Below are 13569 nucleotides of genomic sequence, written 5' to 3' on the forward strand. Positions count from 1 at the left end.
GCATATTTGTTGCGAGCGCGCGCGCAATCTGTAAGTCTGGGCGGCGCTCGCCTCGCACCAGCTCACACCAGCCCCACCGGAGCCACCTTGGGAGGCCCCATGACCGTCACCGGCAGCTCATGCCCACCACCCGCCTGGCAGACCGCGGCCGCCTGCGCGGGACTCCCGCCCCGGGTCGTCTTCTCGAAGAAGGTGAAGGAGGCCGCCCCCGCGCTGCGGGCCTGCGCCCGCTGCCCGGTCCGGCGCCCCTGCGAGGAGGCCGTGGCCCCCGCCGCCAACTGGTTCGACGGCGTCTGCGGGGGCCGCCTCTGGCGCCGGGGCCGCCCGGTCGAGATCCCCGCGCGGCTCCTCCCGGCCATGCAGAGCCCGGCCGTGCGCGGCGCCCTGCGCAGCGGAGGCTCCGTTGCCTGACCGCCGTACGACGCCCGCACACCCGCCCGCCGGGGACCGCCCCGGCGCCGACGACGCCACCCTCTGGATCGGACTGCTGCTCCGGCAGTTCCCCGAACTGGCCGTGGAGCTCGTCCCCGGCCGCACCTCCCCGGCCCACCGGCCCACGCCCGCCCCGCCCTCCGCGGACCTCGCCGACCGGCTCCGCGAGGAACGCGCCGAGGCGCTGCTCCTCCAGCAGGCGCACGGACTGGTCGCCCCCGGGCACAGCGCCGCGCCGCTGCGGCTGCACATCTCCGACACCATCCGCGACATCACCGACGGCGTGACCGAGCTGGAGGAGGCGGTACGGGACCGGCTCGGGCTGCCCCGGGTCCGCCGCGCCCCCGTGCCCGAGCGGCTGCGCCGGATCGCCGGCCTCCTCGACGGCATCGCCGCCGACCCCGTCCTCGCCGCCCACGTCCGGGACGAGGCCCGCCGCATGGCCCGGCGCTGCGCCCGCGCCCTGGGCGACACCGAGACCGTCGTCCGCGTCTCCGGGCGCTGTCCCTGGTGCGACTCCGTCTCGCTGCGGGCCTTCCCGGACCGTGCCGCCGTCCTCTGCGTGAACCCCGCCTGCCGCTGCCCGGCCCCGGACTGCGGCTGCCACGACGACCCGGCCTACCGGCACACCTGGGGCGAGGGGGAGTGGAGCCGCCGATGAAGCGGACGGACACGCCGGACACGCCCACCCTCCTCCCCGGGCCGCTCGCCGCCCGGGAGGCCGGTGTCGCCCCGGCGACCATCAGGAAATGGGTCCAGCTCGGGCACCTCACGGCCGCCGGGAAGGCGGGCCGGGCCGCGCTCTTCCGGCTGGAGGACGTCTTCGCCGCGGAACGCGCGGCCGCCCGGCGCCGCCCCTGACGGACCGGGGCGGAGGGACCCCGTTTCGCCCCTGACGGACCGGGGCGCCTCCGCCCCGCCCCCGCCCCCGCTGCTAGGGAATCCCCAGCTCGAAGATCACGTAGTGCGCGTACCACCCCGACGCCACCGCCGCCGTCGAGAAGAACACCGCGAGGCTCGGCCACCGCAGCCGGCCCAGCGCCGTCGCCGGGGCCAGGAGCAGGGGGAAGGCGGAGAGCAGGTAGCGCGGGGTGTTGCCGAACATCTGCTGGGTGCCGAGGACCGTCACGATCGAGGCCAGGGTGTACGCGGTCAGCACCAGCGGTGGCCGTGCGCGCAGTCCCCCGCGCCCCCAAGGGGCACTGCGGCGGAACGGCGGTCAGAAGATCCGACAAGGGTCGCACGGCCGCCCGCCCGGTTCCCGGTAGCCCCGCGCCCGCTTCCGTTCGCGTGTCGTTCGGCTTCGTGGTATATCGGAGGGCTGCCTCAAAACCGCAGCTCAGGTCCTCCGCAGCCGGTCCCCCTCCTTTTGTTTTGACCGGAGTGAATGCGCTGGGTACGCTCAGACCTTGTGCCTGGGGTGTGCCCTGACCCTCGTGCGTGCCTTCAAACCGCACCTGAGTGACGAAGTGGCCACCGTGATCCGCGCCCCCTTCTGCCTACCGGCAGGAGTTCGCGGAATCCGACACACCCGACCGCGTGGGTCGGCGACGTTCCAGGTTAGCTTCACCATTCGGCACACAGAAACCGGAGAAGTAGTGCCTACGATCCAGCAGCTGGTCCGTAAGGGCCGGCAGGACAAGGTCGAGAAGAACAAGACGCCCGCACTCGAGGGTTCCCCTCAGCGTCGTGGCGTCTGCACGCGTGTGTTCACGACCACCCCGAAGAAGCCGAACTCGGCCCTGCGTAAGGTCGCGCGTGTGCGTCTGACCAGCGGGATCGAGGTCACCGCTTACATTCCGGGTGAGGGACACAACCTGCAGGAGCACTCCATCGTGCTCGTGCGCGGCGGCCGTGTGAAGGACCTGCCCGGTGTTCGCTACAAGATCATCCGCGGCTCGCTCGACACCCAGGGTGTCAAGAACCGCAAGCAGGCCCGCAGCCGCTACGGCGCCAAGAAGGAGAAGTAAGAATGCCTCGTAAGGGCCCCGCCCCGAAGCGCCCGGTCATCATCGACCCGGTCTACGGTTCTCCTCTGGTGACCTCCCTCATCAACAAGGTGCTGCTGAACGGCAAGCGCTCCACCGCCGAGCGCATCGTGTACGGCGCCATGGAGGGCCTGCGCGAGAAGACCAGCAACGACCCGGTCATCACGCTGAAGCGCGCGCTGGAGAACATCAAGCCGACCCTCGAGGTCAAGTCCCGCCGTGTCGGTGGTGCGACGTACCAGGTGCCGATCGAGGTCAAGCCCGGTCGCGCCAACACCCTCGCGCTGCGCTGGCTCGTCGGCTACTCCCGCGCCCGTCGCGAGAAGACCATGACCGAGCGTCTGCTCAACGAGCTTCTCGACGCTTCGAACGGCCTCGGTGCGGCCGTCAAGAAGCGCGAGGACACGCACAAGATGGCCGAGTCCAACAAGGCCTTCGCGCACTACCGCTGGTAGTCGCTACCCACATCGAGACCGAGAGAAGACCGAAGCCTTATGGCTACCACTTCACTTGACCTGGCCAAGGTCCGCAACATCGGGATCATGGCCCACATCGACGCGGGCAAGACGACCACCACCGAGCGGATCCTCTTCTACACCGGCGTTTCGTACAAGATCGGTGAGGTCCACGACGGCGCCGCCACCATGGACTGGATGGAGCAGGAGCAGGAGCGTGGCATCACGATCACCTCTGCTGCCACCACCTGTCACTGGCCGCTCGAAGACGTCGACCACACCATCAACATCATCGACACCCCGGGCCACGTCGACTTCACCGTCGAGGTGGAGCGCTCCCTGCGCGTGCTCGACGGTGCCGTGACGGTGTTCGACGGCGTCGCCGGTGTCGAGCCGCAGTCCGAGACGGTGTGGCGTCAGGCGGACCGCTACGGCGTGCCGCGTATCTGCTTCGTCAACAAGCTCGACCGGACCGGTGCCGAGTTCCACCGCTGCGTCGACATGATCAGCGGCCGCCTGGGCGCCACGCCGATCGTCATGCAGCTGCCGATCGGTGCCGAGGCCGACTTCAAGGGCGTCGTCGACCTGGTCACGATGAAGGCCTTCGTGTGGTCCGCCGAGGCGGAGAAGGGCGAGATGTACGACGTCGTCGACATCCCGGCCACCCACACCGAGGCTGCCGAGGAGTACCGCGGCAAGCTCGTCGAGACCGTCGCCGAGAACGACGACGAGATCATGGAGCTGTACCTGGAGGGCCAGGAGCCTTCCGTGGAGCAGCTGTACGCCGCGATCCGTCGCATCACCATCGCGTCCGGCAAGTCCGACGGCGTCACGGTCACCCCGGTGTTCTGCGGTACCGCGTTCAAGAACAAGGGCGTCCAGCCCCTGCTCGACGCGGTCGTGCGCTACCTGCCCTCCCCCCTGGACGTCGAGGCCATCGAAGGCCACGACGTGAAGGACCCGGAGACCGTGGTCAAGCGCAAGCCGTCGGACGAGGAGCCGCTGTCCGCGCTGGCGTTCAAGATCATGAGCGACCCGCACCTCGGCAAGCTCACCTTCGTCCGGGTCTACTCGGGCCGCCTGGAGTCCGGCAGCGCTGTGCTGAACTCCGTCAAGGGCAAGAAGGAGCGCATCGGCAAGATCTACCGCATGCACGCGAACAAGCGTGAGGAGATCGAGTCGGTGGGCGCCGGCGACATCATCGCCGTCATGGGTCTCAAGCAGACCACGACCGGTGAGACGCTGTGCGACGACAAGCAGCCGGTGATCCTGGAGTCCATGGACTTCCCGGCGCCGGTCATCCAGGTCGCCATCGAGCCCAAGTCCAAGGGTGACCAGGAGAAGCTGGGTGTCGCCATCCAGCGTCTCGCGGAGGAGGACCCCTCCTTCCAGGTCCACTCGGACGAGGAGACCGGCCAGACCATCATCGGCGGCATGGGCGAGCTGCACCTCGAGGTGCTGGTCGACCGTATGCGCCGTGAGTTCCGGGTCGAGGCCAACGTCGGCAAGCCGCAGGTCGCGTACCGCGAGACGATCCGTCAGGCCGTCGACCGCGTCGACTACACCCACAAGAAGCAGACCGGTGGTACCGGTCAGTTCGCCAAGGTGCAGATCGCGATCGAGCCGATCGAGGGCGGCGACGCCTCGTACGAGTTCGTGAACAAGGTGACCGGTGGCCGCATCCCGAAGGAGTACATCCCTTCGGTCGACGCCGGTGCGCAGGAGGCCATGCAGTTCGGCATCCTCGCCGGTTACGAGATGACCGGTGTCCGCGTCACGCTCCTCGACGGTGGCTACCACGAGGTCGACTCCTCCGAGCTGGCCTTCAAGATCGCCGGTTCGCAGGCCTTCAAGGAGGCCGCGCGCAAGGCCAAGCCCGTGCTCCTGGAGCCGATGATGGCCGTCGAGGTCACCACGCCCGAGGACTACATGGGTGAGGTCATCGGCGACATCAACTCCCGCCGTGGCCAGATCCAGGCCATGGAGGAGCGGGCCGGTGCCCGCGTCGTGAAGGGCCTCGTGCCCCTCTCGGAGATGTTCGGTTACGTCGGCGACCTGCGCAGCAAGACGTCCGGCCGGGCCAGCTACTCCATGCAGTTCGACTCCTACGCCGAGGTTCCGCGGAACGTCGCCGAGGAGATCATCGCGAAGGCCAAGGGCGAGTAACCACCGCGTTTAACGCGGCGCGCACAGACGCCTTAGGCTTGACCCCGGAGCCTCACGGGTCGTTCCTCCGCATACGCGGTGGAATGACCCGGGGCCCGGGACCCAACAGCAAAGATCACCTGGCGCCGATCGCATCAAACCGATCGAATCAAGGCGTACAGAACCACTCCACAGGAGGACCCCAGTGGCGAAGGCGAAGTTCGAGCGGACTAAGCCGCACGTCAACATCGGCACCATCGGTCACATCGACCACGGTAAGACGACCCTCACGGCCGCCATTACCAAGGTGCTGCACGACGCGTACCCGGACCTGAACGAGGCGACCGCGTTCGACAACATCGACAAGGCGCCCGAGGAGCGTCAGCGCGGTATCACGATCTCCATCGCGCACGTCGAGTACCAGACGGAGACCCGTCACTACGCGCACGTCGACTGCCCCGGTCACGCGGACTACATCAAGAACATGATCACGGGTGCCGCGCAGATGGACGGCGCGATCCTGGTCGTGGCCGCCACCGACGGCCCGATGCCGCAGACCAAGGAGCACGTGCTCCTGGCCCGCCAGGTCGGCGTTCCGTACATCGTCGTCGCCCTGAACAAGGCCGACATGGTGGACGACGAGGAGATCCTGGAGCTCGTCGAGCTCGAGGTCCGTGAGCTCCTCTCCGAGTACGAGTTCCCGGGCGACGACGTCCCGGTCGTCAAGGTCTCGGCGCTCAAGGCGCTCGAGGGCGACGCCCAGTGGACCCAGTCCGTCCTGGACCTGATGTCCGCCGTCGACGAGGCCATCCCGCAGCCCGAGCGCGACGTCGACAAGCCGTTCCTGATGCCGATCGAGGACGTCTTCACGATCACCGGTCGTGGCACCGTCGTCACCGGTCGTATCGAGCGTGGTGTCCTCAAGGTCAACGAGACCGTCGACATCATCGGCATCAAGACCGAGAAGACCACCACCACGGTCACCGGCATCGAGATGTTCCGCAAGCTGCTCGACGAGGGCCAGGCCGGTGAGAACGTCGGTCTGCTGCTCCGCGGCATCAAGCGCGAGGACGTCGAGCGCGGCCAGGTCATCATCAAGCCGGGCTCGGTCACCCCGCACACCGAGTTCGAGGCGCAGGCCTACATCCTGTCCAAGGACGAGGGTGGCCGCCACACGCCGTTCTTCAACAACTACCGTCCGCAGTTCTACTTCCGTACCACGGACGTGACCGGCGTCGTGACCCTCCCCGAGGGCACCGAGATGGTCATGCCGGGCGACAACACTGAGATGAAGGTCGAGCTCATCCAGCCCATCGCCATGGAAGAGGGCCTGAAGTTCGCCATCCGTGAGGGTGGCCGCACGGTCGGCGCCGGCCAGGTCACCAAGATCAACAAGTGATCTCGGCCCGCAAGGGCTGACCGGGCAGGTCCGAAGAGGCCCGTACGACTCCGGTCGTGCGGGCCTCTTCGCCGTTCGAAACTATTCGTCGCGTACGACCCCTGGTTCGCACGGGCCACCCCCTCCACCATTTGTCATGCCGCTGACCAAATTCGGGTGGAGGGGTGAGTCATGTCCGTGCGTCGAAGGACTGTCCTGGGTGCGGGGCTCGCCGCCGTGCCCGTGCTGTCGCGGGGCGTGGCGTGGGCCGAGGGCGGCAGCGCGCCGCGCGCGACCGACCCCGGCGCCTACATCTCCTTCACCGGCGGGGCGTTCTCGCTGGTCGGCGCCCCGGTCGTGGTGAGCGGCCAGGACCACCCCGGGGTCGTCCGGGTGGCGGGCGACCTCCGCGACGACATCGAGCGGGTGACGGGGGTGCGGCCGGGCTCCGCGATCGCGCGGCAGGCGGTGCTGGTCGGCACGGTCGGCCGCAGCCCGCTGATCGACGGGCTGGTGGCCGCCGGCAGGCTGGACGTGTCCGGGATCCGCGGGCGCTGGGAGACCTCGCTCCAGACGGTGGTCGACCACCCCCTGCCCGGCGTCGACCGCGCGTTCGTCATCGCGGGCAGCGACCCGCGCGGCACGATCTTCGGGGCGTACGACGTCTCGTACGGCATCGGGGTCTCGCCCTGGTACTGGTGGGACGACGTGCCGCCGGTCCACCGCGACCGGGTGTGGGTGCTGCCGGGCCGGTACACGCAGGGCACCCCGGCGGTGCGCTACCGGGGCTTCTTCCTCAACGACGAGAACCCGGCGCTCGGGACCTGGGCGCCGGCGTACTTCGGCCCGGGGAAGGCGCCGGGACATCCGGGCGGCTTCAACGCGGACTTCTACGCCCGGGTCTTCGAGGTGCTGCTGCGGCTGAAGGGGAACTACCTCTGGCCGGCCGTGTGGGGACGGGCGTTCGCGGAGGACGACCCGGAGAACCACCGGCGCGCCGCCGACTACGGGGTTGTCATGGGCACGTCTCACGAGGCGCCGATGATGCGCGGCATCGAGGAGTGGAACCGGCACGCCACCGGCGGCACCGACCCCTACGGGGGCACCGGAGAGTGGTCCTACCTCCGCAACCCCGAGGCGCTGCGGGCGTACTGGCGGGCCGGCCTCCAGCGCATGGTCGACCAGGGCTTCGAGGGCGTGGTCACCCTCGGCATGCGCGGCAACGGCGACACCGGTCTGCCGGACGGCGACGGCATCGAGCTGATGCGGGAGATCATCGCGGACCAGCGCCGGATCATCGAGGAGGTGACCGGGCGCCCGGCCGCCGAGACCCCGCAGGTGTGGACGCTGTACAAGGAGGTCCAGCGCTACTGGGACCGGGGCCTGCGCGCACCGGACGACGTGACGGTGGTCCTCACGGACGACAACTGGGGCAACATCCGCAAGCACCCGTCCCCGGCGGAACCCCGCGGCGGCGGATACGGCCTCTACTACCACTTCGACTACGTCGGCGCCGGCCGCAACTACAAGTGGGTCGACACCGCGAACCTCCGCAACGTCTGGGACCAGCTCCACCAGGCGCACGCCTACGGCAATCACGGCCTGTGGGTGGCGAACGTGGGCGACCTGAAGGGCAACGAACTGCCCACCGAGTTCTTCCTCGACTACGCCTGGAACCCGGAGCGCTGGGACCTCGACCGGCTGGACGAGTGGGAACTGCGCTACGCGCGGCAGAACTTCGGCGAACCGCACGCCCGGGAGATCGCCGGACTCCTCGCCCGGTACGGCCAGTTGCAGGCGCGCCGCAAGCCCGAGCTGCTGAACCGCCGGATCACGCTCGCGGACGACGGCCAGGTGGTGTACGACGACCGGCAGACGCCCTTCTCCGTCGCCCACCGTGAGCTGGAGCGGGTCACACAGGAGTGGCGGGAGCTGGGCGGCCGGGCGGCCCGGATCGGACGGCGGCTGCCCCGGGCGGCCCAGGACGCGTGGTTCGAGCTGGTCGGGTACGAGGTGGCGGCGACCGCGAACCTCTACGAGCTGCGGGAGGCCGAGTTCACCAACCTCCGCTACGCCCGGGAGGGCCGGGCGGCGGCCAACGACCTCGCGACGGCCGCGGAACAGGGCCTGGAGCGCGACCTCGCACTCGCCGACCACTTCAACTCCCGGGTGGCGGGCGGCAAATGGCGGGGCTTCCAGACCCAGCCGCACATCGACTACGGAGACGTGGACCGCTACGGCCCCAACGCGCCCTGGCAGCAGCCGGAGCAGGACAACGTGGCCCTGCCCGACGTCCTCTTCCCGGCGGTACGGCGCATCGAGGTGCCGGCGGCGGCGGGCCTCGGGGTGTCGGCGGACGGCGACGAGGCGGCCGTGGCGCTGCCGTCGTTCAGCCCGTACCAGACCCGGCCGCAGCAGTACGTCGAGGTGTTCAACCGGGGCCGTACGCCCTTCCGTTACCGGGTGGAGCCCTCGGTGCCGTGGCTGGTGGTGGACCGGCCGCGGGGCCGGGTGACGCGCCAGGTCAGGCTGGAGGTGCGGGTGGACTGGTCGCGGGCGCCGCAGGGCCGGTCACGGGGGACGCTGACGGTGACCGGGGCGGGGGAGTCGGTGACGGTGGAGTGCGTGGCGGAGCGGCCGCCGGCCCGGCCGGGGCCGCGCGGCTTCGTCGAGGCCGGCGGGTACGTGGCGATCGACGCGGACCACCACCACCTCGCGGTCGGGCGGTGGCGGCGGCTGGCCGGGATCGGCCGGACCGGGGCGGGCATGACGGCGTGGCCGGTGACGGGCGGCTGGGGAGACTCCCCGGACGCCTGGCCCCGGCTGGAGTACGAGGTGAGCCTGCTGTCGGCGGGCGAGGTGACGGTGTGGGCGTACCTGTCCCCGCGCAATCCCGCCCTGGCGACGGCCGGCCTGCGCTACGCGCTCTCCTTCGACGAGGACCACCCCACGACCGTGGACATCACGGCCGGCGCGGACGACGGGCTGCTGAACACGGTGTGGGCGCGCAACACGTCGGACAACGTGAACCGCTCGGCGACCCGGCACACCCTCACCACCGCCGGGGTCCACCGCCTGACGTTCTGGGCGGTGGACCCCACGGTGGTGGTGCAGCGGCTGGTCGTCGACACGGGCGGGCTGACGCCGACGTACCTGGGGCCGCTGGAGAGCCGGCGGCTCTGAACCGCCGTACGCCGGTCAGCCGTTGGGGAGGATCACGGCCCTGCCGTTGACCTTCCCGGCGTGCAGGCGCTCGTAGGCGAGCGGGGCCTCGTCCAGGGAGTAGGTCTCGGTGTGCACCGAGACCGCGCCCGAGCGGGCCAGGCCCAGCACCTCGATCAGCTCACCGCGGCTGCCCCAGTAGGGCGCGGCGACGGACACCTCGAAGGGCAGGAACCCGAAGCCGACGGGGAGCGCGGCGCCGCCGATGCCGACGATCGTGACGTCGGCCTCCACCGCGGCGACCGCGCCCGCGGTCTTCACGGTGGGCTCGGCCCCGACGAAGTCGAACACCGCCTCGGCGCCGAGACCGCCGGTCAGGGCGCGTACGGCGTCGGCGGCGCGGGCGTCGGACAGCACCGCCTCGTGGGCGCCGACCTCCCGCGCGAGGCGCAGCTTGTCCTCGCTGACGTCGAGGGCGATCACCCGGGCCGGGGTGAGCGCGCGCAGCAGCTGGATGGCGACGTGCCCGAGCCCGCCGGTGCCGATGACCACGGCCGTCGAGCCCGGCACCAGCTTCGGCAGCGAGCGCCTGATCGCGTGGTACGGGGTGAGCCCCGCGTCGGTCAGCGGAACCGCGGCGACCGGGTCCAGACCGTCCAGCGGTACGAGGTGACGCGGGTCGTCGACGAGGAGGTACTCGGCGATGGCGCCCGGCGAGCCGAGCCCCGGCGGCCGGATGCCCAGCGCGTCCGCCCGCAGGCAGTAGTTCTCCTTGCCCTCCGCGCACTTGGCGCAGGTGCCGCAGCCCCAGGGGCCGTACACCGCGACCGGGTCGCCCTCGCCGAGGCCGGTGACGCCGTCACCGAGGGCGGCGACCGTGCCGACGCCCTCGTGGCCGAGGGTGAGCGGAAGCTCGTAGGGGAAGTTCTCGGCGGGCCAGCTCATCACCGCGATGTCGGAGTGGCAGACACCGGCGGCGGTGACCTTCAGCAGGACCTGGCCGGGGCCGGGCTCGGGGTCGGGGACCGTGACCACCTCGGGGGCGGCGCCGATGGTGCGGTACTGCAGTGCCTTCATGACAGGGACTCCTCTCCGGACTCAGACGGCGGTGTACGCGCCGTCGACCAGGTGGTAGCTGCCGGCCACGAAGGAGGCGCGGTCGGAGAGCAGGAAGACGATCAGCTCGGCGACCTCCTCCGAGCGGCCGAGGCGGGCGATCGGGTGCAGGCCGACCAGGCCGTCGTAGGCCTCCTGGTCCATGCCCTTGAGCAGCGGGGTCTCGATGAAGCCGGGGCCCACCGCGTTGATCCGGATGTTCTTCGCGGCGTACTCGGCGGCGGCCGTCTTGGTCAGGCCGACCACGCCGTGCTTGGCGGCCACGTAGGCGGAGGAGCCGGCGAAGCCGACCGAGCCGAGGATGGAGGCCACGTTGACGATCGCGCCGCCCTCGCCCGCCGCCTCGATGGCGGGGAGCTCGTGGCGCAGGGAGTAGAAGACGCCGTCGAGGTTGGTGCGGACGACCCGGCTGTAGGCGTCGATGTCGTACTCGCCGGTCGGGGCGCTCGGGCCGCCGATGCCGGCGTTGTTCACGGCGAGGTGCAGGGCACCGAAGGTGTCGACGGCGAAGGCCACGGCGGCGGCCACGGACTCCGGGTCGGTGACGTCGAGCCGGACGGCGGCGGCCTTGATGCCCTCGGCCTTCAGCTCGGCGGCGGCCTGCTCGGCGCCCTCGGCGTTGTAGTCGGCGATGACGACGTTCGCGCCGCCGGCCCCGAGGCGGCGGGCGGTGGCCAGGCCGATGCCGGAGGCGGCGCCGGTGACCAGGGCGGTACGGCCGGCGAACTCAGTGCTGTAGGTGGTGCTCATGTTGCTGTTCTCACTCTTCGGAAGATGGTTCGGCGGCCGCGGTGGCGGCCTCCGAGATCAGGGCGTCGTAGGCCCGCTCCACCAGGGCGGCCAGGTCTGCGGCTCCCGAGTCGTGGCCGGAGCCGCCGCGCGCCCAGACGCGCAGCGCGGCGGTGAGTACTCCGGCGGCGGCGTCGACGACCACGGCCGGGCGCACGTCCCGTACGTCGTCCGTGCCGAGCCGCTCGGCGATGATGCGGATCGACTCCTCCTGGGCGTCGACCCGGATGCGTTCGTAGGCGGCGAACAGGGCCGGCTCGGCGTCCACCAGGGTCAGCAGTCGCCGCATCCGGGGGCGCAGGTGGTGGGCCGGGTTCTCCCGGTCGGCGAGCCAGTCGCGCACCGCCCGCCGGTAGGCGAGCAGCGGCGGCTCCGAGTGCGGCCGGTCGCGCAGCAGGGCGTTGATGCGGTCGCCGTCGCCGCGGACGAAGTCCAGGGCCGCGTCCTCCTTGCCGACGAAGTGCCGGCTGAAGGTGCGGCGGGTGACGTCGGCCCGCTCCGCTATCGCCTCGACGGTCGTGGCCGCGAGCCCGCGCTCCAGGATCAGCTCCACCGCGGCACCGGCCAGTGCGCTCCGCGTCTGCCGCGCCTTGCGCTGCCGCCGGTCCTGGGTCGGGGTGAGGGGCTTCGTCGCCGTCATGCCTCCGAGGATACGCCTTGATGTCCCAGTGGGACACATGACGCACTGAGACATGTGTCCCACTGGGACATCAGGGGCTGGGTCCGGTGCGTCCGGGCCCAGCGGCGGACTCAGTGGCGCGGGGAGAAGAGGAGGTTGCGGGTGTGCCGGGGGCGGGGCTCGCGCCAGTGGACGAGCGAGCCGTCGTACTCGGAGATCCAGCGGACGTCGTAGCCGAGCGGCTCGAACTCGGCGACGAGCCCGTCCAGGGGAGCGTCCGCCAGGGCCTCCACCACCAGGGTCGGCCGGTCGCGCTCCAGCACCCGGCGGGCCCCGCGCAGCACCGACATCTCGTGCCCCTCCACGTCGATCTTGACGAGGTCGAGCCTGGTCCCGGCGAACACCTCGTCCAGGGTGCGCAGCGGGATGCGCTTGAGCTGGGCGTCGGGGGCGGCGGCCTCCAGGGTGGAGCCGGTCGAGAGCAGGTTCCCGGAGAACCGGACGCCGATGTCGGCCCAGCCCGTCTCGGCGGAGACGCCGGCCTGGTGGAGCCGGATGTTCTGCAGGCCGTTGGAGCGGACGTTCACGGACAGCCGGGCGTGGACGAGGTCGACCGGTTCGAAGGAGTGCACCTGCGCGTCCGGACTGGCGAGCGCGGCGATCATCGTGAAATAGCCGACGTGGGCGCCGACATCGGCGATCGTCGTGGCCCGCGCGGCGAGACGGGACCAGGTGGCGAGGGTGCCGGGTTCGTAGCCGAACGTCCCGTTCCACAGGGTGTCCATGGCCACCGCGTCGTCGTTCACGCAGAACATCACGAACGGCGGACAGTAAGGGGACTCGATCTCGACGAACCCGCGGTAGGGGAACTTCTTGCGGTGCACCCTGATGATGTCCCCGGTGGCGACCGGTCGGACCGACGGTGCGTGGGCGAGCGTGCGGGCATTGGCTGCTTCGACCTCGGACATACGCATTGGGCGATGGTAAAGCCGGGATAAGGCATTGTCACAGGCATGGAAAATGTTCCGGAATGGCTGCTCACAGGTATATCCGAGCGGCCTTTTCACGGTCGGTCGACGGTGAACAACCTGGAATTAACCGTTCCTTGGCCGCGTGCCGCCGAGGGGGCTGGGGGAGACGTGGTCCGACACGCCCGCGAACTGCTCGCGCCGCTCGGCGCGGTGACACCGACGAGGCCCGCACGGCCACCGACGGGACGGGCTGCTTCCGCGACTACGACCTGCCGCCGCCGCTCCTCGTCCTCTGGTCGGCCGGGGTGACGGGAGCCGAGACCCTGCACGACCCGGCCCCGTCCGCCGCATGTGCCGGACACCGCATGTGGCGGGTGGCCCGCCTCCCCCCGGTGCTCCGCCCCGGCTCGCCCGTCCCCGCCCCCGTCAGGACCGGCTTCCGGGCCTACGACGAAACCCTGGACGAACTGCTCCGGGACCGGCCGTAGTCCGGTCCCGGGCGACCGGACCCCGC

The 13569-nt window shown here is 70.8% G+C and carries 13 protein-coding genes and 1 pseudogene; 9 read left to right on the forward strand and 5 right to left on the reverse strand.

The genetic code is table 11. The features are described from left to right. Positions 1-99: 99 nt before the first annotated feature. Genes ACZ619_RS37630 through ACZ619_RS37640 form a run of 3 tightly spaced genes read left to right on the forward strand, consistent with a single transcriptional unit; the run spans position 100 to position 1293 of the window. Positions 100-411: a WhiB family transcriptional regulator gene (locus tag ACZ619_RS37630; protein WP_469609006.1), complete on the forward strand. Its 312-nt coding sequence runs from the start codon at positions 100-102 to the stop codon at positions 409-411. Continuing rightward, complete coding sequence (locus ACZ619_RS37635) at positions 404-1093, forward strand: hypothetical protein (protein ID WP_469609009.1); 690 nt, start codon at positions 404-406, stop codon at positions 1091-1093. Before ACZ619_RS37630 ends, ACZ619_RS37635 begins: the two co-directional genes overlap by 8 nt. Beyond that, complete coding sequence (locus tag ACZ619_RS37640; protein WP_469609012.1) at positions 1090-1293, forward strand: MerR family transcriptional regulator; 204 nt, start codon at positions 1090-1092, stop codon at positions 1291-1293. Before ACZ619_RS37635 ends, ACZ619_RS37640 begins: the two co-directional genes overlap by 4 nt. A gap of 73 nt (positions 1294-1366) precedes the next feature. On the opposite strand, the pseudogene ACZ619_RS37645 reads toward ACZ619_RS37640, so the two are convergent. Next, positions 1367-1612 (reverse strand): annotated as a pseudogene (locus ACZ619_RS37645) (hypothetical protein); the annotation flags it as partial. A gap of 418 nt (positions 1613-2030) precedes the next feature. Here ACZ619_RS37645 and rpsL point away from each other — a divergent pair. The 5 genes from rpsL (at position 2031) to ACZ619_RS37670 (ending at position 9581) form a co-directional block, all read left to right on the forward strand. Then, a complete protein-coding gene (gene rpsL, locus ACZ619_RS37650) occupies positions 2031-2402 on the forward strand; it encodes a 30S ribosomal protein S12 (protein WP_003948652.1) in 372 nt (123 codons plus the stop codon). A gap of 2 nt (positions 2403-2404) precedes the next feature. Continuing rightward, entirely contained in the window at positions 2405-2875 is a 471-nt protein-coding gene (rpsG, locus tag ACZ619_RS37655) for a 30S ribosomal protein S7 (protein ID WP_005481264.1), read from the forward strand. A 39-nt stretch (positions 2876-2914) separates the two neighbouring features. Next, positions 2915-5041 carry an elongation factor G gene (gene fusA / locus ACZ619_RS37660; RefSeq protein ID WP_469609015.1) on the forward strand — a complete coding sequence of 709 codons (2127 nt, stop codon included), beginning with the start codon at positions 2915-2917 and terminating at the stop codon, positions 5039-5041. Between the two features lie 184 nt (positions 5042-5225). Further along, positions 5226-6419, forward strand: coding sequence for an elongation factor Tu (tuf, locus tag ACZ619_RS37665; protein ID WP_469609018.1), 1194 nt, complete (start codon positions 5226-5228; stop codon positions 6417-6419). Positions 6420-6590: 171 nt separating this feature from the next. Beyond that, positions 6591-9581, forward strand: coding sequence for a glycosyl hydrolase 115 family protein (locus ACZ619_RS37670; RefSeq protein WP_469609021.1), 2991 nt, complete (start codon positions 6591-6593; stop codon positions 9579-9581). Positions 9582-9596: 15 nt separating this feature from the next. Here the strand turns inward: ACZ619_RS37670 and ACZ619_RS37675 are convergent, their stop codons facing one another. From ACZ619_RS37675 to ACZ619_RS37690, 4 genes are all read right to left on the reverse strand, one after another. Then, entirely contained in the window at positions 9597-10637 is a 1041-nt protein-coding gene (locus tag ACZ619_RS37675; protein ID WP_469609024.1) for an NAD(P)-dependent alcohol dehydrogenase, read from the reverse strand. A 21-nt stretch (positions 10638-10658) separates the two neighbouring features. Then, on the reverse strand, positions 10659-11426 hold the full coding sequence (locus ACZ619_RS37680; RefSeq protein WP_469609029.1) for an SDR family NAD(P)-dependent oxidoreductase: 768 nt from the start codon (positions 11424-11426) through the stop codon (positions 10659-10661). Between the two features lie 10 nt (positions 11427-11436). After that, on the reverse strand, positions 11437-12105 hold the full coding sequence (locus ACZ619_RS37685) for a TetR/AcrR family transcriptional regulator (protein WP_469609033.1): 669 nt from the start codon (positions 12103-12105) through the stop codon (positions 11437-11439). Between the two features lie 110 nt (positions 12106-12215). Then, positions 12216-13058, reverse strand: a complete 843-nt coding sequence (locus tag ACZ619_RS37690; protein WP_469609036.1) for an FkbM family methyltransferase — start codon at positions 13056-13058, stop codon at positions 12216-12218. Between the two features lie 302 nt (positions 13059-13360). Here ACZ619_RS37690 and ACZ619_RS37695 point away from each other — a divergent pair, with 302 nt between their 5' ends. After that, on the forward strand, positions 13361-13543 hold the full coding sequence (locus tag ACZ619_RS37695; RefSeq protein ID WP_469609041.1) for a hypothetical protein: 183 nt from the start codon (positions 13361-13363) through the stop codon (positions 13541-13543). Positions 13544-13569 lie beyond the last annotated feature (26 nt).

It is taken from the genome of Streptomyces sp. NPDC104367, from assembly GCF_055583825.1.